General features: G+C 72.1%; 18 protein-coding genes. 9 read left to right on the top strand and 9 right to left on the bottom strand.

Going from position 1 to position 20940, the window contains the following annotated elements:
* Window positions 1-66: 66 nt before the first annotated feature.
* The 3 genes from ACFHWE_RS10925 (at window position 67) to ACFHWE_RS10915 (ending at window position 3350) form a co-directional block, all read left to right on the top strand.
* Window positions 67-465, top strand: a complete 399-nt coding sequence (locus tag ACFHWE_RS10925) for a hypothetical protein (RefSeq protein WP_416600786.1) — start codon at window positions 67-69, stop codon at window positions 463-465.
* Window positions 466-544: 79 nt separating this feature from the next.
* A complete protein-coding gene (locus tag ACFHWE_RS10920; protein ID WP_416600784.1) occupies window positions 545-2161 on the top strand; it encodes a DUF262 domain-containing protein in 1617 nt (538 codons plus the stop codon).
* On the top strand, window positions 2148-3350 hold the full coding sequence (locus tag ACFHWE_RS10915) for a type II toxin-antitoxin system HipA family toxin (RefSeq protein WP_416600782.1): 1203 nt from the start codon (window positions 2148-2150) through the stop codon (window positions 3348-3350). The genes ACFHWE_RS10920 and ACFHWE_RS10915 overlap by 14 nt, the downstream gene beginning before the upstream one ends.
* A gap of 52 nt (window positions 3351-3402) precedes the next feature.
* On the opposite strand, the gene ACFHWE_RS10910 is transcribed toward ACFHWE_RS10915, so the two are convergent.
* On the bottom strand, window positions 3403-5328 hold the full coding sequence (locus ACFHWE_RS10910; RefSeq protein WP_416600780.1) for an ABC transporter ATP-binding protein: 1926 nt from the start codon (window positions 5326-5328) through the stop codon (window positions 3403-3405).
* Between the two features lie 279 nt (window positions 5329-5607).
* On the opposite strand from ACFHWE_RS10910, the gene ACFHWE_RS10905 reads away from it, so the two are divergent.
* A complete protein-coding gene (locus tag ACFHWE_RS10905) occupies window positions 5608-6882 on the top strand; it encodes a pentapeptide repeat-containing protein (protein ID WP_416600779.1) in 1275 nt (424 codons plus the stop codon).
* Between the two features lie 379 nt (window positions 6883-7261).
* Window positions 7262-7465, top strand: a complete 204-nt coding sequence (locus tag ACFHWE_RS10900) for a hypothetical protein (protein WP_416600777.1) — start codon at window positions 7262-7264, stop codon at window positions 7463-7465.
* A gap of 10 nt (window positions 7466-7475) precedes the next feature.
* Here ACFHWE_RS10900 and ACFHWE_RS10895 read toward each other — a convergent pair whose 3' ends face one another.
* Together ACFHWE_RS10895 and ACFHWE_RS10890 are read right to left on the bottom strand one after the other, a co-directional pair.
* Complete coding sequence (locus ACFHWE_RS10895) at window positions 7476-8297, bottom strand: metallophosphoesterase family protein (protein WP_416600776.1); 822 nt, start codon at window positions 8295-8297, stop codon at window positions 7476-7478.
* 127 nt (window positions 8298-8424) lie between these two features.
* The gene (locus ACFHWE_RS10890) at window positions 8425-9210 is read right to left on the bottom strand and encodes an SDR family NAD(P)-dependent oxidoreductase (RefSeq protein WP_416600774.1); all 786 of its coding nucleotides are present in this window, start codon (window positions 9208-9210) and stop codon (window positions 8425-8427) included.
* Between the two features lie 173 nt (window positions 9211-9383).
* On the opposite strand from ACFHWE_RS10890, the gene ACFHWE_RS10885 reads away from it, so the two are divergent.
* Window positions 9384-10166: a hypothetical protein gene (locus ACFHWE_RS10885; RefSeq protein WP_416600772.1), complete on the top strand. Its 783-nt coding sequence runs from the start codon at window positions 9384-9386 to the stop codon at window positions 10164-10166.
* 166 nt (window positions 10167-10332) lie between these two features.
* Window positions 10333-11187, top strand: a complete 855-nt coding sequence (locus ACFHWE_RS10880) for a hypothetical protein (RefSeq protein WP_416600770.1) — start codon at window positions 10333-10335, stop codon at window positions 11185-11187.
* A gap of 43 nt (window positions 11188-11230) precedes the next feature.
* Here the strand turns inward: ACFHWE_RS10880 and ACFHWE_RS10875 are convergent, their stop codons facing one another.
* The 3 genes from ACFHWE_RS10875 to ACFHWE_RS10865 all read right to left on the bottom strand — a co-directional run bounded on the left by ACFHWE_RS10875 (window position 11231) and on the right by ACFHWE_RS10865 (window position 15470).
* Entirely contained in the window at window positions 11231-12763 is a 1533-nt protein-coding gene (locus tag ACFHWE_RS10875; RefSeq protein WP_416600768.1) for a hypothetical protein, read from the bottom strand.
* A 90-nt stretch (window positions 12764-12853) separates the two neighbouring features.
* A complete protein-coding gene (locus tag ACFHWE_RS10870) occupies window positions 12854-14056 on the bottom strand; it encodes a CapA family protein (RefSeq protein ID WP_416600766.1) in 1203 nt (400 codons plus the stop codon).
* A gap of 121 nt (window positions 14057-14177) precedes the next feature.
* Window positions 14178-15470 carry a DUF2786 domain-containing protein gene (locus tag ACFHWE_RS10865; RefSeq protein WP_416600764.1) on the bottom strand — a complete coding sequence of 431 codons (1293 nt, stop codon included), beginning with the start codon at window positions 15468-15470 and terminating at the stop codon, window positions 14178-14180.
* A 262-nt stretch (window positions 15471-15732) separates the two neighbouring features.
* On the opposite strand from ACFHWE_RS10865, the gene ACFHWE_RS10860 reads away from it, so the two are divergent.
* The gene (locus ACFHWE_RS10860) at window positions 15733-17220 is read left to right on the top strand and encodes a cytochrome P450 (protein ID WP_416600762.1); all 1488 of its coding nucleotides are present in this window, start codon (window positions 15733-15735) and stop codon (window positions 17218-17220) included.
* A gap of 8 nt (window positions 17221-17228) precedes the next feature.
* Here the strand turns inward: ACFHWE_RS10860 and ACFHWE_RS10855 are convergent, their stop codons facing one another.
* From ACFHWE_RS10855 to ACFHWE_RS10845, 3 genes are read right to left on the bottom strand one after another with little or no spacing between them, the layout of a single operon-like run.
* Window positions 17229-17876, bottom strand: a complete 648-nt coding sequence (locus ACFHWE_RS10855) for a LutC/YkgG family protein (protein ID WP_416600760.1) — start codon at window positions 17874-17876, stop codon at window positions 17229-17231.
* Window positions 17873-19300: a lactate utilization protein B gene (locus tag ACFHWE_RS10850; RefSeq protein ID WP_416600759.1), complete on the bottom strand. Its 1428-nt coding sequence runs from the start codon at window positions 19298-19300 to the stop codon at window positions 17873-17875. Before ACFHWE_RS10850 ends, ACFHWE_RS10855 begins: the two co-directional genes overlap by 4 nt.
* Window positions 19297-20037 (bottom strand): (Fe-S)-binding protein, encoded by a 741-nt coding sequence (locus ACFHWE_RS10845; protein WP_416600757.1) that lies wholly within the window; start codon window positions 20035-20037, stop codon window positions 19297-19299. Before ACFHWE_RS10845 ends, ACFHWE_RS10850 begins: the two co-directional genes overlap by 4 nt.
* Before the next feature lie 195 nt (window positions 20038-20232).
* On the opposite strand from ACFHWE_RS10845, the gene ACFHWE_RS10840 reads away from it, so the two are divergent.
* Complete coding sequence (locus tag ACFHWE_RS10840) at window positions 20233-20940, top strand: FadR/GntR family transcriptional regulator (protein WP_416600755.1); 708 nt, start codon at window positions 20233-20235, stop codon at window positions 20938-20940.

Genomic DNA, 20940 nt, shown 5'->3' with positions numbered 1-20940 from the left:
CCTCACTAAACTTTCACTTTGAATAAATGATAGAGTGATAGTGAATAGTGAAATTAGGTGGTGGCTGTGCGCAGTATCCGAATCGATGACGAGGTGTTTGAGAAGCTCCAGGGCTTGGCCGAACCGTTCGTCGACACCCCCAACAGCACGTTGCGCAGACTCCTGAACCTTGATGAGGAACCCGGTCGTCCCGTGCGTTCCCAGCCTGGGGAGGGGAGAGAGCAGGGGCTGGTTCCCCTTCTGGCCGAAGGGAAGTTGGTGGAAGGCCAGGAGTTGGTCTGGTACCGGCGGAACCTGGGCAGGGAGCACACAGTGGTCGTGCAAGGGGACGGAGCGCTGCGGACCGAGGACGGCGCGTTGCATGCCACGCCTTCGAGCGCGGCCAGTGCGCTGGCGGGCAACCCGCAGAACGGTTGGGCTGTCTTCGCCACGTCCGATGGCCGTCGACTGAAGGATCTGCGTTGACCGGGCGGGGTGCTCGGTACGCCGTTGCCGATCGGGTGTGTGAGGGGGGTGTGCCATGGCCGCTGTGATGAGGCCGAGGGTGACACGGGAGGACGCCCTTCAACTGCTTCAGTGGGCACGGGAAGGGCGTGTCCGCATACCACAGTTCCAACGCTCCTACCGGTGGGACGCACGCGATGCGGAACGGCTCTTTGACAGTATCCTGCGCGGCTACCCGATCGGGAACCTGCTGCTCTGGCGCAAACCCGCCCCTGCGGCGATCGTCAACTTCGGTGAACTGCGGCTCCAGGTGCCTGCCGCACGGGATGCGCTGTGGGTCGTCGACGGCCAGCAGCGTCTCACGACACTGGTCGGTGCGCTCTCCGCCTCAGAGGAGACGGCCGATCAGAGGTTTCGGATCTTCTACGACCTTCGGTCGGAGAAGTTCGTCTCCGCTCCCCACAGTCGGCGTGTCGAAGACCACTGGCTTCCCGTCTGGGTCGCGGGGGACAACAAGCGTCTGCTGGCCTGGCAGCGTGAACGGCACTGGCTGACCGATGAGGACTTCGAGCGGTGCGACGCCGTGGGCTCCGCGCTCCGAACCTATGAGATCCCCATGTACGAGGTCGAGGGGGATGACGAGAAGGCGCTGAGCGAAATTTTCGACCGGATGAACAACTTCGGCAAGAGGCTCAAACGTGCCGAGGTCTTCAAAGCACTGCACTCCGCTCCCCTGGATGCGCAGCCATCGGACCCCGAAGCCCTGCGGGAGCGTGTTTCGAGTCTGGGTTTCGGGGATTTCTCCGCTCAAGTTCTGATGCAGAGCGTCATGGCGGTCCGCGGAGGGACGGTCGACCGCGACTTCCGGGAAGAGTTCAAGGGCGACGAAGACCGCCATGAGGCGTTCGTACGTACGGAGAAGGCCATCGCTCTCACGGTGAACTTCCTGCGGGACGAGGCGGGGATCCCCCATATACGCTTGCTTCCCTACTCCCTCTTCCTGCCGGTGATCGCCCGTTACACCGCGCTCTTCGGCGCGCCCCAGGGACGTGGCGCGGAGTTGCTGCGCCGCTGGATCTGGCGGGGAGCGGTCGGGGGTGCTGCACCACAGGGGAACACGGTGGCCCTGCGTCGCAACGCGAGCGCGGTGCATGCCGACCCAGTGGAGAGCGCTGATCGCCTTCTCAAGCTGCTGCCGCCCGGTGGCGAGGCGTGGAAACCTGACCTGGCGCAGACCGCTCTGAACCGTGCCCAGACCAAAGTCAACGTCCTCGGCCTGCTATCGGTCCGTCCACTCCTCTTGGACGATGTCCCCGGTGGGGACCGGAACGGCTATGACCGTGGGAAGCGCCTGGACCACACGGACCTGTTGGCCGACGCTCTGGACGGCCGGAAGTCCGTCCTTCTCCCCGTAGTGAGCGGTGACCAGAGCCTCGCCAACCGGCTGGTGCAACCCGGTGTTCGGGTGGACAGGGGGGAAAGGCTGCTGGTCGACGGACAGACCGAAGAGGCCCTGCGATCCCACTGCGTGGACGAGACCGGCCTGAAGTTCCTCAAACAGGGGCGCCGAGATGATTTCGTGAGACGCCGCGCGGATCTCATACACGAGGTCATTGCCAGGTATGTGCAGTCCATGGCTTTGTGGGGTTTTGCAGACGGACCTCAGCCGGAAGCATGGTTCGAAGACGGACTGGAGATCAACGGTGTACCAGACTGATACGACGGCCCAGGTGTATCTGGGGTCGCGACGTGTCGGCACACTCGGATACCGGCTCGGCAACACCTGGTTCGACTATGAGGACCTGGACCCCGACCATCCTGTACTGGGCCAGGGGTTCGAGCGCGACCCTCGCAAGCAGAGAACGGCGAGCGGAAGTGTACCGGAATGGTTCGCGGGTCTGCTTCCCGAGACGGGAAGCGGGCTGCGCCAACTGGTCGCCGCATCCCTGGGAAAGAAGAAGATTCACGATTTCGTCCTTCTCTGTCATGCGGGCGAGGACCTTCCCGGAGCCGTCCGGGTTGTACCTGACTCCGTCCTGGATGATCTTCCCGAACACGATGGGACGCGTGAACACCGAAACGAAGGCGATCTGCGTTTCTCCTTCGCCGGCGTGCAACCCAAGTTCTCCATGCGCTTCGAAGGCAAGGCTTTGGTATTGCCGGCCACCGGCAAGGGCGGTGACTGGATGGTGAAACTAGCGGACCAGCGGTTCCCCGAAGTTCCCGAGAATGAGTACTCCATGCTCCGCTGGGCGGCACGGTCCGGGATCGATGTCCCCGAGATCTGCCTTGAGGAGGGCGGTGTGCTGAGGAACCTCCCCCGTGGGGTGGTGACCGCGACTGGCTCTGTGCTCGCTGTGCGCCGTTTCGATCGGACCAGCGGTGGGCCGGTGCACCAAGAGGACTTCGCGCAGATCCGCGAGGTCTCTACCGATGCCAAGTATGACAGGGCCAGCTACGAAGGTATCGGAAGAGCCATCGGAGTCCTCTGCCCCGAGGAGGACGTACTCGAGTACGTGCGCCGCCTCGTCGCCATGGTGCTCATGGGTAACGCCGATGCCCACCTGAAGAACTGGACGCTCCGGTACCCGGACGGCCATCATGCCCGACTCTCTCCCGCCTACGATCTGGTGTGCGTCGCCGCCTATCCGGAACTCGACGCGAATCTGGCCTTTCCGCTGGGAGGCACCAGACGTTCGGAAGCGATGACCGTGGACAGCTTCCGGCCGCTTGCCCGCAGTCTCGACGCGCATGAACAGGAGATCCTCGCGGTCGTCTCGGAAACGGTGCAGGCCATGTTGTCCTCATGGCCCGGAATCAAGCAGGAGTTCCCCGTTCCGGGCTTTGTCTCCCGGATCGTGGACAAGCGATTGGAAGCACTGCCGCTCATCAGCTCGCAGGGTTGAGTCCCGATCCGCGCCGTCGCGGTGGTCGGTCCCCTCCTGGGGGATTCGGTACTCAGACCGGGCGCGGCGGCGCGGTCGGCGGGACCAGGCCCCGGTAGGCGTCGGCCTGGAGGGTGAACAGTTCGGCGTACAGCCCGCCCAGTTCCATCAGCTCGTCGTGGGTGCCGTGCTCGGCCACGGCGCCCTCGCGCAGCACGTAGATCCGGTCGGCCCGGCGCACCGACGCCAGCCGGTGGGTGATGAGCAGGACGGAGGCGTCCTCGGCCGCCGCCTGGAGCGTGTCGAACAGGCGCTTCTCGGCGCGCGCGTCCAGCGCGGCGGTCGGCTCGTCGGCGATCACCAGGTCCCCCCGCCGGTAGAGCCCGCGCGCCGCCGCCACGCGCTGCTTCTGCCCGCCGGACAGGTCGGCGCCGTCCACGAAGCGCTTGTCGAGCATCGTGTCCAGGCCGTGGTCGAGCTGAGCGACCACCTCGTCGGCGCCGCTCAGCCGCAGCGCGCGTTCCAGACGCTCCCTGTCGACGGGGTCGTCGGGCCCCGCCATGGTGACGTTGCGCAGCGCCGAGAGTGGCCACTGGGTGTAGTCCTGGCTCATCAGGCCGATCCGGTCCCGCACCTGTTCGACGTCGATTCCGCGCAGGTCCACCCCGTTCCACCGGATCTGTCCCTCCGAGGGCGTGTACAGCCCGGCGATGAGCTTGGCCAGGGTGGACTTGCCCGAACCGTTCTCGCCGACCAGCGCCACGACCTCGCCCCTGCGCACCTCGATGTCGGCGCCCCGCAGCGCGGGCCGGTCCTGGCCCGGATAGGAGAAGCGCACACCGTGCGCGCTCAGACGGGTGAGCGGGCCGGGCAGATCGGCTTCGCCGGGCACCGGCAGGCGCCGCCGGGTCTGCGCGCACACCTGGTGGACGTCGTCGACGTACAGCCCCGCCTCGTAGGCGCGGGTCACCGCGAACGTCAGCCGGTCCAGCGCCGCCCTGCCCTGGCCGATCGCCACGTAGGCCGCGCCCGCGACCGCAAGCGGCATCGCCCCCACTGCCAGCAGCCCCGCCAGCGCGGTGTAGACGGCGACCGTGGCCAGCCCGCCGACCGCGCTGCCCGCGGCCCGTACCGCGGTCTGGCGCCGGGCCACCCCCAGCATGACCGAGCGGACGTGGTCGGCGATGACGGTGTACTCGCGCAGCAGACCGGCGCGCATGTTGTAGGCGCGCAGCTCGGCCGCCGAGGAGCGGTCGGCGAGCAGGTCGCCCACCAGGTGCTGGCGGCGGTGGGTGGTGGTCAGTTCCCGGAGCTGGGCGTAGCGGATGCGGGCGGCCCGCATCGCCGCCCACCCCGTGGGGAGCACCGCCAGGACCAGCAGGGGGGCCAGCGCCGGGTGCAGGACGGCCAGTACCCCCGTGACGGCGACCAGCCCGACGACGCCGGTGAGCACGTCGATGGTGTTGGCGATGAGGGCGCGCGACTCGTGCATGCCCCGGTCGCGGCCCCGAGCCAGGGCGTCGTAGTAGTCGGAGTCGTCGAAGGCGGCCAGGTCGGCCCGGGAGGTGAGGGAGAGGAGTTCGAGCTCCATCTCCCGCTCGACCTGCGGTCCCAGCCGTTCCTGGGCCCAGCCCGCCCCCGTGCTGAGGATCCCGCGCAGAGCGGCCACCCCCACCAGGAGCAGCAGCGAGGGCAGGGCCTCCCGGAGCCGCTCGGGGGTGGGCCCGGTGGTGAAGAGCGCGTCCAGCACCCCGACGACGGCGACCAGGACGACCGCACCGACGATCCCCGCGGCCGTGTGCAGGGTGAGCGCGGTGGCGGTGTCGAGGCGGTTCGCCCGCCAGGACACGCGCAGGATGCCCAGGACCATCCGCGGGAGCCGGGTGAGGACCGTCCACGCGGACAGGCGCGCCATGTCGGACAGCCACGGGTTGTACTTGCTCGCCCTGATCCGGGGGCCGTGCGGGTGTACGGGCCGGAGTGTGCGCGGTCGGGCCATGGGCCGCTCCTCGTCGGGGACGTCGTGTGCGTGTCCGTGATCATCCCCGCCCGGTCCGCCTGGCGGGGGCGTTTCGCGCACACGGCCGGGGTTGTGGTGGGACCGGATCCCCGGTGGTATCGGCGCGCTTCTCGAGCCGGACCCGGCGGACCGCAGTACCGCGCTTCCGGTGGTTCCCTCGGGTGCCGGGCACCGCACTTCCTGCCAGTGCGGTTCATATGCGGACGTATCAGGCGACCGGCTCTCACCGGGTATAGGTGATTCCACTACCGTTCCCTCATGGCCCGCACACCCCAGCCCGCCTCATCCCCGTGGTCGGCCCGCCTGCACCGGGTCCGGATGAGGGCCCGCCGCACCCTCGTCCCCCTCTACGAACGCCTGCCCCGGCGCGTGCGGGACCAGCCGCTCCGCTCCACCGCCCTCCTCCTGGGCGCCGCCCTGGCAGCCGGAAGCGCCCTCCCCCTCCTCATCCCGCTGTGGAGCGCCTACTGGTCCCTGCCCGGCGCGGGACCGGTGACCGGCCTCGCCGCGGGCACCGCGACGGTCGCCGCCGCCTCCCGGCCGCGGTTGGCACGCCTGGGCCGACGGATCGGCCGTGCCTCCCTGCCCCAGGCCCTCCTGGCCGCCTGGGCGGCGACCGCCGCCGCGGCCCTGGCCCTGGGGCTGGCCGCATGGTGGGTCATGGGGGCACCGCCGCCGACCTCGCCCCGCGCCCTGGACCCCGACGCGGTGCGCACCCTCGCGCTCCTCTCCCTGGCCTCCGCCGCCGCCCCGGCCGCCGTCACGTTCCCGGTCATCGCCTACCGGCGCCAGCGCGCCGAGGAGGCCGGGGACACCACGGCCGCCGAGGACCGGGCACGCCGACGCCTGTTCACCGAACGCTTCCCCGCGGCCGTCGACCGGCTGGGCGCCGACCGCCCCGCAGTGCGACTGGGCGGCGTGCACGCCCTGGCACACTTGGCCGACGAGGCCCCCGACCAGGGCGCCAGGCAGACGTGCGTCGACGTCCTGTGCTCCTACCTGCGCGCCCCCGACCCCGAGGTGCCGCCGCACGCGGCCCTGAGCGAGGTGCGGGTGACGATCGTCCGCGTCATCGCCGACCGCCTGCGCGCACGCACCCCCTGGCGCGAGTGCGACTTCGACTTCACCGGCGTCGTCTTCGCGCCCGACACCGACTTCCCGCTCGCCTCGTTCTCCGGCGACGTGGACTTTCGCGGAGCCCGGTTCTCCGACGCCGAGGGCGTCTCCTTCGCCGGTGCGTCGTTCCTCGGCGGGGCCTCCTTCGACGGGGCCGTCTTCAGCGGCGGGGCGTTCTTCGCCCGGGCCTCCCTCACCGGACGGGTCTCCTTCGACGGCGCCGTGTTCTCCGACCGCGTGCACTTCGGCGAGGCGGCCTTCTCCGACCGGGTCTCCTTCCACGAGGCCTCCTTCGAGGGCTGCGCCGTGGCCTTCACCGGCGCCTCCGGGCCGTGCCCCGAGGGCCTGCTGTCGGCGATCGAGCCGCTGGACCCGCGGCGGGTGAGCGTCCCCGAGGCCTGGCGTCCTGAGCGCTGACCGCCGCGCCGCGGGATCCCGGTCCTCCGGGGGCCAGAACCCGAACCGGGCTCTTCGCGTCCAAGCCGGTGTCCGATCGGCACCGGCACGGCCAAAACCTTGGCAGCAGAGCAAGGAGAGCGTCGGGTGTTCGGAATCCTGCCTTCGTGTCGGCACACACTGCCCGACGGGCTGGCCGAGCGGCGGATGTCGCACACGTGCGGGCTGTGCCCGGCGCTGCGGGACGGGCACGGCCGGATCTCCCGGATCGCCACCGGCTACGACTGCCTGGTGGTGTGGGTCCCGGCCACCGGGGCCTGCCCACCCGTGTCCCTCTCGTACCGTGGAAGCAGGCCCGGTCCCCTACCGGTACGGACGGGGCCGGAGGAAGGGAGGCGACGTGGGTTTCAGGATCGTGTTCGGGGCGGTGCTGGTCGCGGTCGGTGCCGCGCTCGCGCTGTTCTTCTGGGACCTGGAGTTCTTCTGGTTCCGGTGCGGCCCCCTGGGGCTGGTGATCATCGCTGTGGGGCTGTTCGACGTCGGCCAGGCGCTCCTGCTCCGCCGGAAGCGGTCCCCGTCGCGGGAGTCCGCCCCCTCTGAGTAGCCCGACCGCCTCACCCGGGCAGGACCGTCCGGGGACCCTCCGGCGGGCTGGGCCGCCGCCCCCACTCGCGGGGGTAGCCCAGGGACACCTCGATGTGGGGCACGCCGTCCACGACGATGGTGCGGGGGATGTGCAGGTGTCCGTAGACCACGGCCCGCGCCCGGTAGCGGGTGTGCCAGTCGGCGGTCTCCTCGGTACCGCACCACTGGGCGAACTCCGGGTAGCGCAGGATCCGCGTCGGCTCGCGCACCAGCGGGAAGTGGTTGACCAGGACCGTGTCCGTGCCCGGGGCGAGCGCGTCCAGACGGGCGCGTGTGTAGTCCAGGCGGGCCCGGCACCAGGCGTCGCGGGTCGGCAGCGGATCCGGGTGCAGCAGGTGCTCGTCCGTGCAGATCACGCCCCGGGAGTAGGCGATCTCCAGCGCCTCCTCCTTGGTGGCCGCCCCCTCCGGGCGGAAGGTGTGGTCGTACAGCAGGAACAGCGGCGCCACGGTCACCGGCCCGCCGGGCCCCTCCCACACCGGGTAGGGGTCCTCGGGGGTGTGCACGCCCAGGTCGCGCAGGGCCGCGACGAGGTGGTCGTAGCGGGCCTGCCCGCGCAGCCGCACGGGGTCGGAGGGCACGGTCCACAGGTCGTGGTTGCCGGGCACCCACACCACGGTCGGGAAGCGCTCTGCGAGCAGTCCCATCGCCCACAGGATGTCGTCGGTGGTCTCGGCGACGTCTCCGGCCACCAGGAGCCAGTCGTCGGCCGACTCCGGCCACAGCTTCTCGGTGAAGGCGCGGTTGTCCTTGTGCCGGATGTGGAGATCGCTGATGGCGACCAGACTCATACGCTCTTCGGGCCCTCTCCGCGCGGCGGGGCGGCCGACCGTCGTCGGCGCGCCATCGGCCGCCACCCTACACACGCACCCCTGAAAGGGGACATATCGGCCTTTGCTGCATTGCCAGGATGCGGCGTCAGCGCAGGTGGGAGGCTCCGTTCACGTCCAGGACGGCGCCCGAGCTCCACACCGCACCGGGGGAGGCCAGGTAGCACACCGCGGCGGCGACCTCCTCGGGCCGCGCGACCCGGCCGAACGGGCTGTCGGCGCGGACCGCGTCGGTGAGCCGGTCGGCCACCCGCTCGGTCTCCACGAACCCGGGAGCGACGGAGGCCACACCGATCCCGTGCGGAGCCAGTGCCACCGCCAGGGACTGGCCCATCGCGTGCAGGGCGGCCTTGCTCGCTCCGTAGGCGGGGTGGTCGGGCTCGCCCCGGTAGGCACCGCGGGAGCCGACGTTGACGATGCGCCCCCGCGTACCCCGGTCGATCATGTGCCGGGCGGCCAGGTAGCAGACGTTGGCGGCACCGAACACGTTCACCTCCATCACCGATCGCCAGGCGTCGCGCCAGGTGTCGTAGGAGACGGAGCCGAGGGGGTGCGCCGGGTTGAGCGCCGCGTTGTTGACCACCACGTCCAGTCCTCCCGTGTGCTCCACCGCCCGCTCAACGAGCGCGGCGGTGTCGTCGGGGTCGGCGAGGTCGGCCCGGACGAGGGCGTGCCCGTCGCCGGGCAGGCCCGCAAGGGTCGCCTCGGCCTCGGCGCGGCGGCTGCCGTAGTGCACGACCACGCGGTCGCCCCGTTCGGCGAAGGCGCGGGCGACGGCCCGGCCGATGCCGCGGGCCGCTCCGGTGACCAGGACTCCGCGGCCGGGGCCGGTGTCGTCGGAGGGGATCGGTGAAGGGTGGTCCGATGATGGCATGACCAAGAGACTAGTGGTCGACGCCGCTGGTGAGAGGTGCGCGGGGGTGGCACTGGGTCCGTTTTGCGGGGGTGGGTGCGGTCCAGGCCAGGTGTTTCACCGATGCGGGCCCTGATGTGCGGGAGGAGACTTGAAAAGGACGTGAGCCGACGTAATGGAATCGAGGAACTCTCATGAGCGGTCCCGAGGTGCGTATCTACGACATCATGGCCTGTGATGTCTACTGGGACTTCGAGGGGAACCACCTGCCCAAGGAGCAGCACAAGTTCCTCGTCTCCTTCTACCCCACGCCCGGCGTGCCCACCCCCGAACTCATCGACTCGATCGTGGCCAAGGGGCCGGACGGGTACGAGGTGACCTTCACCAACCAGCTCTTCACCCCGCGCAACACCGACGGGTTCATCTACGACCGGACCCTGGACTACTACTGGTACATGGTGAACCTGCCCACCGGCTTCCTCAAGGAGGGCGAGTACACCATCGAGGTGCGCTCGGTGGACGGCAAGGTGGAGACCCGCTCCTGCCACCAGAAGAGCGACACCGCCAAGGCGCTGGTCGAGCACTACACCGCCCACCGCGAGCAGATCCTCTCCGGGTTCGCCCCGGCCGGGCGCAAGACGCTGGACGCCGTGCCCGGTGAGGGCGAGCTGACCTGCGAGTGGCCGACGCTGAACCAGAGCGGCGGCCCCGACGCCTACTACATCTACCGGCTGTCCACGGGCGCTTCGGTCCAGGAGTTCGACACCCAGAACCTCACCTGGTGGGACAACATCTTCATCCAGCGGATGCGGGGCGAGGCCCAGGCCGGTCTCAACCGCGGCTCGGTCACGGCCGCCGCCGCCCTCAAGCCCGGCACCGACTACGGCTACTTCGTCGAGGTCACCGACGCCAACGCCCAGGGCGAGACCAACATCTGCATCTTCCAGCCGCACCAGTACTTCAGTACCCCGGCCTAACGGTCGACGGTGCGACACGGTCGTGCTCCGGGGCCCGTGGACCGAGGGACCTCCACGGGCTCCGCGTGCGCTCTGAGGTGCTCGGACATGGGGTGACCACTCCGAAAAAGTGGTACTAATGGGAAAAATTTCATGTTCGTTGTGAAACTTCCTAGAGGCATCCCCCATGTCATTCACCTCGCGCACCACCGCGTGCGCGGCGCTGTGCGCCGCCCTGACCCTCACGGCCTGCGCCCCCGTCGGCCCGCTCCTGGAGACCCTCGTCCCGGACGCGGGCGCGCCCGCCTCCACCACTGACCCCGACCCGGTACCCCTGGCCGACTACGACCTGGTGGACCGCGACGACCCCTTCGGCGGCACCGAGGCCGAGGACTACGCCGAGGACTTCGGCGTCCCCGAGGCGCAGGCGGTCGGCCCCTACTCCGAGCAGCGGGTCCGGGAGGCCTACCTCATCACCGAGGACTTCCTGGAGGCCGTCTACCTCGACCAGGACTCCGTCTTCGGCCAGGACGACAGCGCGTTCACGTCCCTGCTCGGTGAGCGGTACCTGGACTGGTACGAGGAGAACCTCGGCCACGAGGACCCCGCCCAGGACAGCGCGGGTGTCCTCTTCCACCTCACCCCCGGCACGGCCGAGCCCATCGGCGACGTGGTCAAGGTGAACGGCCGCATGTGGGCCGAGCAGGCACAGGATCCGTACGGAACCGACTACCTGGCAGTCCGCACCGAGTACACCGTCGTCCACCCCGTCGCCCGCCCCGGCGAGCTGGTGTCCGTGCGCCTGGTGACCTCGCACTACGGGGAGGTCGGCTTCTACGACCTGGGTGGGACCTGGGACCCCTGGCCCGGCTGGTGGAGCGCTTCGGGCCCGGCGCACTGCCTGGAGGAGGCCACCGTCACCCCTGCCTACCCGGACGAGTGGCCCCGGGGGGACAAGCCGCAGGGCCCCGCCAGGGACCCCTACGCGCTGGAGGAGCTCGACCCCGAGGACGAGGAGTGCGGGACCATCCAGGAGACCTGAGGACGGTGGGCGGCGCCTGCCGGAAGACCGGCCGGGGCGCCGCTCACACCTGTCGGGCGGCCGCGGCCACCCGGGGGCCGAGCGCGCCGCCGGCGAGCCGGTCCAGGACCTCCTCGGCCGCAGGATGTCCCGTCAGCGAGACCGTCCGCACCAGGTCGCCGGCGCGCCCGGCGTAGCGCTCGCCGTCTCCGCCGGGCAACGGCCGCCCCGCGTCGAGCAGGATCGCGTAGCCGTCCAGCAGCGCCCACACCGCCTGGTGCGAGGTGTCCGCGCCCGTGTCCGTCCCCCGCAGCCGCCGCACCCACCCGCCGAGCACGGGGTGGTGCGCGTACATCCCCAGCACCGGCTCCAGATCGCCCTCCACACCGCCCAGGGCTGAGACCGCCAGACGGCGGCGGTGCCAATCCCCGGGGTCGGCGGCGGCCTCCAGCAGTTCCTGCGCGGCCGGGGCGGCCCCGCGCACCGCCGTCCACCGGGCGAGGAGGCCCTCGGCGTCCACTCGCCGCCCCTTCTCCGCCACGGTGAGGGCGTGCTCGGCCTCCATGCGCTCCAACGGCGGGGTGAGGGCGACCTCGGCGCCCCACTGCCGCAGTCGGCGCACGGCGAAGTGGTCGCCCAGGGGGGTGATGCGGAAGGCGCCCCCGCCGTGCGGTGCCACCGCGCCCAGGGTCGCCAGGTCCTCCAGCGCGGCCCCGACCTGATCGGCCGTCCCCGGACCGCCGGCCGCCACCGCACCGCCGCCGTAGGTGTCGACGATCCGGGCCGCGGGGCGGGGCTCTCCCGCGACGAACAGGTCCATCAGGGAGAGGAGGACGGTCGCGGCCGGGGCACGGGCCATCGACAGCAGCGCGTCCGCCCACGCGTCGGCCGCCGTACCCGCACCGCCCCCCTCCAGCACGGTGTGCCCGGGCAGTACACGGGTGTAGGTGCGGCGCAGCAGCCCGGCGGCCAGGGCCGCGTCGAAGCCGCGGCGCACCCCCTCGGGGCGGATGCCCAGGGCGGCGGCGGCCTCCGCGGTGTCGTGGCCGGTGAGCGCGTCGTGTTCGGCGCCGGTGTCCAGGGGGCGGCCCCCGCCCACCCACGCGGCCAGGCCCGCGGCCTCGGCCAGAGGAGGGCACGCGCGTGCCGCGGCGTCCAGTTCCTCCGCGGCGGCGGGCACCACGGGCGGGAGCGGACCAAACCCACCGTCTCCCGCGTCCAGGCGGTTCAGCAGCGGGAGCGCGATGCCGTCGGCGGTGGCCTCCGCGGGGCCGTCCGGCACCAGGCCGACCGCCGCGATGGCCGAGCGCAGCCTGCGCGGGCTCTCCCGGGAGGTCAGACCGTCGGCGGCGACGAGGTGGTCGCACCAGGCCAGCCAGGTGTCCCGCAGCGTGTCGGGGGTGCGGTCCCAGCCGCGCACGGTGCGGGCGATGTCGCGGACGTCGGCCACGGTCCAGTCGCCCGGGTCGGACGCGCCGGCGTCCCGGTGGGCCGACAGCAGGAAGACCAGCGCGTCCGCGTCCACCGCCACGGGAGGGGAGCACCGCCGGGCCCATGCCAGGCACGCCTGGGCCGCCGACAGGATGCGTTCGGTCATGTTCTGCCCACCCAAGGCTCTCGGAGACGGCACCAGGCTAGCGCCGCAGGTCCTCGGCGGTCGGGCGAATCGCACGATCCCCGTGCCGGATCACGTGGACAGCGACGTGGTGAACCCGGGGTCGTCGGACGCCCCGAGGCCGTCGGCGTGGCCGATGATCCGGTCGTAGGCCTCCCGGTAGGCCCGGCGGTCGCCCTCGGACAGGCCGGGGTCCCGCAGGGCCCGTGCCAGGTGGACCACACGGATGTCGGGGCTCAGGGACACCCAGGTCGGTACGGCCTCCAGGGTCCCCGACTCCCACACCCCCGGAGCCGTCTCGGTGAACTCCACGCGTACGGTCAGCCCCTCGCGCCGGGAGTCGATGGGCGGGCTGGACTGCCCGGCGACCTGGTTGCCCATCCCGTACACCACCCATTCGTCCCCGATCCGGTCCACGGACTGCACCACGTGCGCGTGGTGGCCCAGCACGAGGTCGATGCTGTCGGAGGCGACCAGGCCGGACAGGGAGAGCTGGGCGGCATCGGGCTCGTGGGAGTACTCCGTGCCCCAGTGCATCGACAGCACCACGATCTCCGCGCCGGCCCGGCGTGCCCGCGCGGCCTCGTCGAGGACGGCCTGTTCGTCGATGAGGTTGGCCATCCACTCCTTGCCCTCGGGCGGGCGGAAGCCGTTGAACCCGTAGGTGTAGGACAGGTGGGCCACGGCGACGGGGTCGCCCTGAGACAGGGGAACCCCGTAGATCCGGGGCGTACGCGCCTCCTCCTCGGTGCGGGCGCTTCCCGCCGCCCCGAGCCCGGCGGCCTCCAGCCCGTCCAGGGTGCGCACCACACCGGCCTCGCCGCCGTCGAGGGTGTGGTTGGAGGCGGTGGAGCACCCGTCGTAGCCGGTCTCGGCCACGCCCTCGGCGAGCTCGGGCGGGGCGCTGAACACGGGGTAACTGGTGAAGGGGCCGCCGGGCGGTGCCAACGGCACCTCCAGGTGGCACAGCGCCAGGTCGGCTCCGTCCAGGACGGGGGACAGGTCGGCCAGCATCGGCGCGAAGTCGAAGCCGCCGCCCCCATCGCGTTCGGCCTGGCGCCAGATGGAGCTGTGGACGAGCAGGTCGCCGCCGCCCGCGACGGTGAGCGTACGCGGTTCGCGGGCCGGCGAGGGCGGAGCGGACGGCTCCGCCGTGGTGGCGGCGGTCTCCGCCTCGGGGGCGGAGCAGGCCGCGGCCGCCAGGGCGAGGGCGGCCAGAGCGCTCGTGAGGCGTCGGGCGGGTCCTGCCTGGAGGTGGGGGGATGTGTCCGCCATGCACCAAGCGTAGGAACGTATCCCTGACAGAAGGGGATCAATGGTGTCTTTGATGGATTCTTCAAACGAACGTAAGCAAAATGAGAAGTCTCACTATCGGGTCGGACCCGTCGCCCCGCCGTCAGCCGTCGGCGACCGGACGGCGCGAACCCAGGGAGGCGGCGTCCGCCGCGGCGCGGCCCTCCCGCCAGCCCTCCGCACTGCGGGGTCCGCGCACCCGTGTGTGCGTCAACTCCCCGAACGCCTCCTCCACGGCCTCCCCGACCCGGCGCTCGCGGTCGGCCAGCACCGGCACCAGGCTGGCTCCGGCCTCCGCTGCGGCCTCCTCCGCCGCCGCCCGGGCCGCCTCCGCCAGCCGCTCGCCCACACGCACCGCGAACGCCGAGACGAACGAGGCCCGGAAGTCCCGCCGCGCCCCGCGCCCGGACCGGTCGCGGGCCGCGCCGCTGACCCGCATCGCGCTCTCGGCCTGCACCAGCAGCGACGTGTACATGAGTTCGACCGCGTCCAGGTCGCCCTCGAAGCCCACCACCGTGCACAGCCCCAGGTCCTGGTGCCAGACCGCACGGCAGCGGTTCGCCTCGGCCACCTCGTGCAGCAGAACCGCCTTGTGCTCGTCGTAGGGGGCGTCCACGGGCAGCCGCCGGGCCCCGGCGGGTGAGGGCCGCCCCGGTGAGCGCTCCTCGTCCAGCAGGGCGCGGTCGATGCTGTGCCGGGCCATCAGCTCCTGGGCGCGGGCGCTCAGCGCCTCGGCTTCGCTGGGGAACTCCGTCGACTCCGCCTTGGCCAGCAGCGCCCGGACCCGCTCCAGCTTCCCCCGGTCCACTGCGGAGACCGGCCGCACCGCAGCGGCCGGACCGGGTCGGAAGGCGCCGGGCACCGGGCCCAGCGTCCCCAGGGGAGGCAGGACCCGCAGCACCGACAGCAGGCGCAGGGCCAGGTCGGCGGCCTCGAACCGGAGCAGCCCGTGTCCGGCCGCCGCCTGGGCGAGCGGCGTCCCCTCCGCGGCGGAGGCCCCCAGGGCCCGCACCTCGGCGGTCCATCGGGGGTCTACCGAGCCGGGGGAGTGGCGCCGCATCTGCGCGGCCACCGCTTCGGCGCACAGCGCCGCGCCCGCCCCGCCCAGCTCCCGGCCGACGTGGCGCACCGTCTCGGCCGGCCGCCAGCCCCGCGACCACGCCGAGGCCAGGCCGTCGGCCAGCGAGGCCGCCACCGCGGCCTCGGCGGCCCGCGCCCACGCGGCGTCCTCGGTGTCGGCCAGGCGCGCCGAGGCCAGGTCCACGCCCGCGCCGCCGCGTCCCATGACCAGGGCGTCGACGGCGCCGGTGACGATCTGGGCGGGGGCGTCGTCGGCCGAGGGGCCGGACCAGGCGTCGGCGCGGGGAGCACGCCGCTTGCGGTTCCTGCTGCCCACGGCGGTCCTCCCTGGTGGTGTGCGCTGTGTGGACGGGACGTTCCGGGGCGCCGTCCGGGCGCCGACCGATCAACCTACCGGATCGCCGTGCCAGTCCGTCCGGTGGTGGTTTCCGGGGAAACGCCGCCGATACGGCTTTCACGGCTTCCCTGCCTTGTGGGGTCTGCTGCGAGGGGCGGAAAACCACGGCTTTCCTGCTGGAAGCACATTGGAAACATTGCCTGCGTACCGTCGCGTCAGCACCGACAGCCAAGGAGTCTCCATGCACCAGGGAACCGGCGCCAGCGGTGAGGGCCCCGGCCAGGACGGTACGGGCGCAGCCCGCTGCCCCGTGGGCGGGGAACGCCTCCCGGGACCGCGCGGCCGCCACGCGGCGAACCCGGAGGGACCGCGGCCCCGCTACGGTGAACCGGTCCCCACCGAGGTCGCCCCGGGTGTCCACGGCTGGCTGCTGCTCGGATACAAGGAGAACCTCCAGGCGTTGCGCGACCAGGACCACTTCTCCGCCGACCCCCGTCCCTGGATCCCGTCGGGCCGCCAGCCCGCGCACACCGGTGCCCTGCCCCGTGACGGCGAGGAGCACCGGCGCCTGCGCGCCCCGGTCGTCGACGCCCTCGCCGGGGTGGCCACGCCCCGGCTCGTGCCGATCGTGGAGCGCGTAGCCTCGCACCTGCTCGGCCGTGCCGCCGCAGAGGGCCGGATCGACCTCATCGGCCAGTTCGCCGCCCCGTTGCCCGCCCTGGTGCTCAACGAGGTCTTCGGTCTGCCCGACGACTACGGGCGCCTGCTGGCCGACCTCGCCCACCGCCTGTGGGACGGCGGCCCCGAGGCGGCGGAGGCCGTGGAGCCGGCCATGCGCTCCTACTTCACCGGCCTGGTCGCCCGCAAACGCGCCCGGCCGGGGGAGGACCTCACCAGTCGGCTGCTGGCGCACCCCCACGGCCTCACCGACGAGGAGGCGGCCGAGGCGCTGTCCCGGATGTGGGAGAGCGGCCACGAACTCACCACGCACCTCATCGGCAACGCCCTGCTCAAACTACTCACCGATCCGTCGGTGTGGACCGCCTACGTGGGCGGCACCCTCACACCCGAGGACTTCATCGACGTCGTCATGTGGACCGACTGCCCGGTGCGGACGATCGCCGGGCGCTACACCGCGGCCGACGTCAGCTTCGCCGGTACCCGCATCCGGCGGGGCGCCCCGTTGCTGCTCTCCTTCGACTCCGCCCACACCGACCCGTCGGTGGTCCCGCGCGACGGGTTCGCCATGGCGGGCAACCGCTCCCACCTGGCCTGGGGGGCGGGCGCGCACCGCTGCCCCGCGACCGGGTTCACCCGAGAACTGGTCCGTACCGCCATCGACGCGGTGGTGGACCGCCTGCGCGGCATGGTGCTGGACACCGAAGGGCCGGCCTGGCGCGACTCGCCGACCGTGCACGGCCTGGAGGCGCTCCCGGTCCGGTTCGCCCCCACGGGTGAGCGCGCGGAGCCGGACAGGGACGAGCCGACCGTCCCCCTGCGCCGGTTCCGCCGCAAGCGCCGCCCCGCACCCCAGGGTGCCCGCTACCAGGCGCCCCTGGCGCGGAAGGAGCCCGCCCGGGAGACGGCGGAGGCCGCCGGCGTCCGCCGGGTCGGAACCCGGGCGGCGGCCCCGGCGGGTGTCGGCGCCCGCTACCAGGCGCCGTTCGCACCGCCCGAAGAGGAGGCCGACCCCCTGGAACGGCTCCTGGAGGACTGGCGGCCCCGGTAGGGGAGCGGTCAGCCGACGACCAGCACCTCCAGCAGGCGCGGTCCGTGCACCCCCTCGACCCGGTTCAGTTCGATGTCGCTCGTCGCCGAGGGTCCGCTGATCCAGGTGAGCGGCCGGGCCGGATCCAGCAGGCGCACGGCCTGCGGCACCCCGTCCACGACCTGGTCGGCGCGGACCACGCACACGTGGTGGTCCGGCACCAGCGTGATCGCGCGCCGTCCCTGGTCCGGCCCCGCGTCCAGGACGATCGTGCCCGTCTCGGCGATCGCCACGGCGCACCCGGTGACCACGGCGTCGGCACCGTCGAGTTCGGCCAGCGTGCGAGGACGCTCCGGCGAGTCGGCGAGCAGGGTCGCCGGGCAGCCCTCGAACCACTCGCGCGGCGCCCCCTCGGGTACCACCACCCGTGCGGCGCCGGCGCGCTCCAGGCAGGCCGCGACCTCGGCGGGCAGCCGTTCGGCGTCCACCCGGTGCACGGTGGCCTTGTAGTCGACGAGCCGGTCGACGAGCACGTCCAGGGACGGCCCCTCGCCGTGGCTGTCGGCGTAGGGGCGCTCCTCGGGCCCCTCCCTTGGCCACCGCCGGTCCTCCCCGGCCGGAACGTCGGCCAGGGCCGCGCGGACCCTGCCCAGGACGCGGTCGCGTGCGCTGCTCAACCCTCGCTCCTTCCGTCCCTCTTCCACCAGCGGCGGAACGACTCCTTGGGGATGTCGGGGATGTCGCGTGTATCGGTCCACTGGCCCGCCAGGCCGGGCAGGTGCCTGGGCACGGCGCCGCCGGCCAGCCCCGCCGCCCTCTGCACCGCGTCCAGGGCGGTCGGTGAGCCGAACACCGCGCCCGCGCCCGCCATGAGCGCCTTCTCCCCGAGGTGCCCGCTCCCCTCGGCGACCTCCTCGCGCAGGTGCACTAGGACCTCGGGGATGTCGATGGCCACCGGGCAGACCTCGTAGCAGGCCCCGCACAGCGACGAGGCGTAGGGCAGCGCCTCGTCGGTGGCCGAGGACATGCCGCGCAGTTGCGGGGTGAGGATCGCGCCGATCGGCCCGGGGTAGACCGAGCCGTAGGCGTGTCCGCCGGTGCGCTCGTAGACCGGGCAGGTGTTCAGGCACGCCGAGCAGCGGATGCACCGCAGCGCCTGGCGCCCGACGGTGTCGGCCAGCACGTCGGTGCGGCCGTTGTCCAGCAGAACCAGGTGGAACTCCTGGGGGCCGTCGCCGGGGGTCACCCCCGTCCAGGTCGAGGTGTAGGGGTTCATCCGCTCGCCGGTGGAGGAGCGCGGCAGCAGTTGCATGAACACCTCCAGGTCCGACCAGGTCGGCACGATCTTCTCGATACCGACCACGGAGATGAGCGTCTGCGGCAGGGTCAGGCACATCCGACCGTTGCCCTCCGACTCCAGCACCACGAGCGTGCCGGAGTCGGCCACCGCGAAGTTGGCCCCCGACACCGCCGTGCGGGTGCGCAGGAAGCGCTCGCGCAGGTGCACCCGGGCAGCCTCGGCCAGGGCCCGGGGGTCGTCGGTGAGGTCGGCGGGGGCGGGCGTGCCCCACGCGGCCATCTGCTCCAGGAAGATCTCCCGGATCTGGGAGCGCCCCAGGTGGATGGCGGGCACGAGGATGTGCGAGGGCAGGTCCTCGCCCAGTTGCACGATCAGCTCGGCCAGGTCGGTCTCGTAGGCGGTGATGCCCGCCCGCTCCAGCGCCTGGTTGAGCTCGATCTCCTGGGTGGCCATCGACTTGACCTTGACCACGTCGCTCTCGCCGGTCTCCTGGACCAGCCGGGTGACGATCGCGTTGGCCTCCTCGGCGTCGGCGGCCCAGTGCACCGTGCCGCCCGCGCGCTGGACGGAGCGCTCCAGCTCCTCCAGGTAGTGGTCGAGGTGGCGCAGGGTGTGGTCCTTGACCTCCTTGCCGCGGGCGCGCAGCCGCATCCAGTCGGCGTCGAGCTCGTCGACGACCTCGGCGCGCTTGCCGCGGATGGTGCGGGTGGCCTTGCGCAGGTTGTGCCGCAGTTGGGAGTCCTCCACGGCGGAGCGCGCCGCGTCGGGGAAGGGCGGGATGCCCAGGAACGTTCCGCTCATCGGTGGGCGGCCTCCTTCTCGGTGCTGGCGAGGATCTCGGCGATGTGCGCCACCCGCATCCCGGACCGCTGCCGGGAGAGGGTGCCGCCGATGTGCATGAGGCAGGAGTTGTCGACGGCGCACAGGACCTCGGCGCCGGTCGCCACGGCGTTGCGGGCCTTGTCTGCGCCCATCGCGGAGGAGACGTCGCCGTTCTTGACGGCGAAGGTCCCCCCGAACCCGCAGCACTCGGTGGCGCCGGGCAGTTCCATCAGCTCCAGTCCGCGCACGTTGCGCAGCAACCGGTAGGGCCGGTCGCCCAGGCCGAGCATCCGCAGCCCGTGGCAGGTGGGGTGGTAGGCGACCTTGTGCGGGTAGTAGGCGCCCACGTCGGTCACCCCCAGCACGTCCACCAGCAGTTCGGTGAGGTCGTACACGCGCGGGGCGAGTTCGGCGACCTCGCGGGACAGGCGGCTGCCCTCCTCGCCCAGACGGGGGTAGTTGTCGCGGACCATCGCCGCGCACGATCCCGACGGGGCGACCACGGCGTCGGCGTCGGCGAAGGTCTCCACGAAGCGCACGGCCAGCTTCTCTGCGGCCCTGCGGTAGCCGGTGTTGTAGTGCATCTGGCCACAGCAGGTCTGATCGGCCGGGAAGACGACCTCGTGGCCCAGCCGTTCGAGGAGACCGACCACCGCCCGCCCGGTGTCGGGGAAGAGCGTGTCGTTGACGCACGTGACGAAGAGCGCGATCCGCATGGAGCCTCCTTCTCACCCGACGCCGCGGGTTCATATTGGTCCTACCACTTTCGCATGACTTTGCGGGTTTCGCCAACAAGATCCCAGTTAGATCCGCATCTAGCTCCATGCCATGGAAAATTGGTATGATCTCTAGCGTAATGGGGGCCGTCGGAACGACACCGGCGGCCCGGCCCCCGAACCCTTGGAGGCGCCGTGGACCAGGACCGCACCCCCGTCACCCAGCGGGCGGTCGAGCAGGTCAAGGCGATGATCGCCCAGGGCGAGGTCGGCCCCGGCCAGCGCCTGCCCACCGAGCGCGACCTCGCCGCCGGGCTCGGTGTCTCCCGCGGCTCCATGCGCGAGGCCATCCGAGCCCTGACCACCCTGGGGGTACTCGAATCCCGGCACGGCGCCGGCGTCTACGTCACCGCGCTTCGCCCCTCCGACCTGCTGGAGACCTTCTCCGTCCTGGCCGAGGTCTCCCAGGGCGAGACCCTCCTGGAGGTGCTCCAGGTGCGCCGCATGCTCGAACCCGCCGCCACCGCGCTGGCCGCGGCCCGCGCCACCCCGGCCGACCTCGACCGCGTGGGCGACCTGCTCGGCCGCATCGACGGCGGACAGGACGCGCTCGGCGCCGACACCGTCAGCGCCGACCTCGGCTTCCACCAGGCCATCGTCGCCAGCACCGGCAACGCCACCCTGGCCGCCGTCAACGAGGGCCTGTCCTCGCGCACCTTCAACGCCCGCGTGTGGGCCGGGCACAAGGAGGCGGGGCTGGCGGCCAAACTGCGCGAGGACCACGAGCGCATCCACGAGGCGCTCGCGGCGCGCGACCCCGACGCCGCGCGCGCCGCGGCGACCGTGCACGTCATGCGCGTCGAACGGTGGCTGACCGCGGAACTGGGCGGCCGCGTCGGCTGA

It is taken from the genome of Nocardiopsis sp. LOL_012, from assembly GCF_048060475.1.
Lineage (GTDB): Bacteria > Actinomycetota > Actinomycetes > Streptosporangiales > Streptosporangiaceae > Nocardiopsis.
The sequence above is the reverse complement of the archived record's forward strand: the minus strand, read 5'-3'. Positions and strand labels throughout refer to the sequence as shown.

What these genes read in the sequence shown, in the direction of transcription:
- ACFHWE_RS10880 (WP_416600770.1), top strand. Translation starts at nt 10,333, where the DNA reads ATGTCATTCACCTCGCGCACCACCGCGTGCGCGGCGCTGTGCGCCGCC.
- ACFHWE_RS10860 (WP_416600762.1), top strand. Translation starts at nt 15,733, where the DNA reads ATGCACCAGGGAACCGGCGCCAGCGGTGAGGGCCCCGGCCAGGACGGT.
- ACFHWE_RS10890 (WP_416600774.1), bottom strand. Translation starts at nt 9,210, where the DNA reads ATGCCATCATCGGACCACCCTTCACCGATCCCCTCCGACGACACCGGC.
- ACFHWE_RS10885 (WP_416600772.1), top strand. Translation starts at nt 9,384, where the DNA reads ATGAGCGGTCCCGAGGTGCGTATCTACGACATCATGGCCTGTGATGTC.
- ACFHWE_RS10850 (WP_416600759.1), bottom strand. Translation starts at nt 19,300, where the DNA reads ATGAGCGGAACGTTCCTGGGCATCCCGCCCTTCCCCGACGCGGCGCGC.
- ACFHWE_RS10870 (WP_416600766.1), bottom strand. Translation starts at nt 14,056, where the DNA reads ATGGCGGACACATCCCCCCACCTCCAGGCAGGACCCGCCCGACGCCTC.
- ACFHWE_RS10845 (WP_416600757.1), bottom strand. Translation starts at nt 20,037, where the DNA reads ATGCGGATCGCGCTCTTCGTCACGTGCGTCAACGACACGCTCTTCCCC.
- ACFHWE_RS10910 (WP_416600780.1), bottom strand. Translation starts at nt 5,328, where the DNA reads ATGGCCCGACCGCGCACACTCCGGCCCGTACACCCGCACGGCCCCCGG.
- ACFHWE_RS10895 (WP_416600776.1), bottom strand. Translation starts at nt 8,297, where the DNA reads ATGAGTCTGGTCGCCATCAGCGATCTCCACATCCGGCACAAGGACAAC.
- ACFHWE_RS10875 (WP_416600768.1), bottom strand. Translation starts at nt 12,763, where the DNA reads ATGACCGAACGCATCCTGTCGGCGGCCCAGGCGTGCCTGGCATGGGCC.
- ACFHWE_RS10905 (WP_416600779.1), top strand. Translation starts at nt 5,608, where the DNA reads ATGGCCCGCACACCCCAGCCCGCCTCATCCCCGTGGTCGGCCCGCCTG.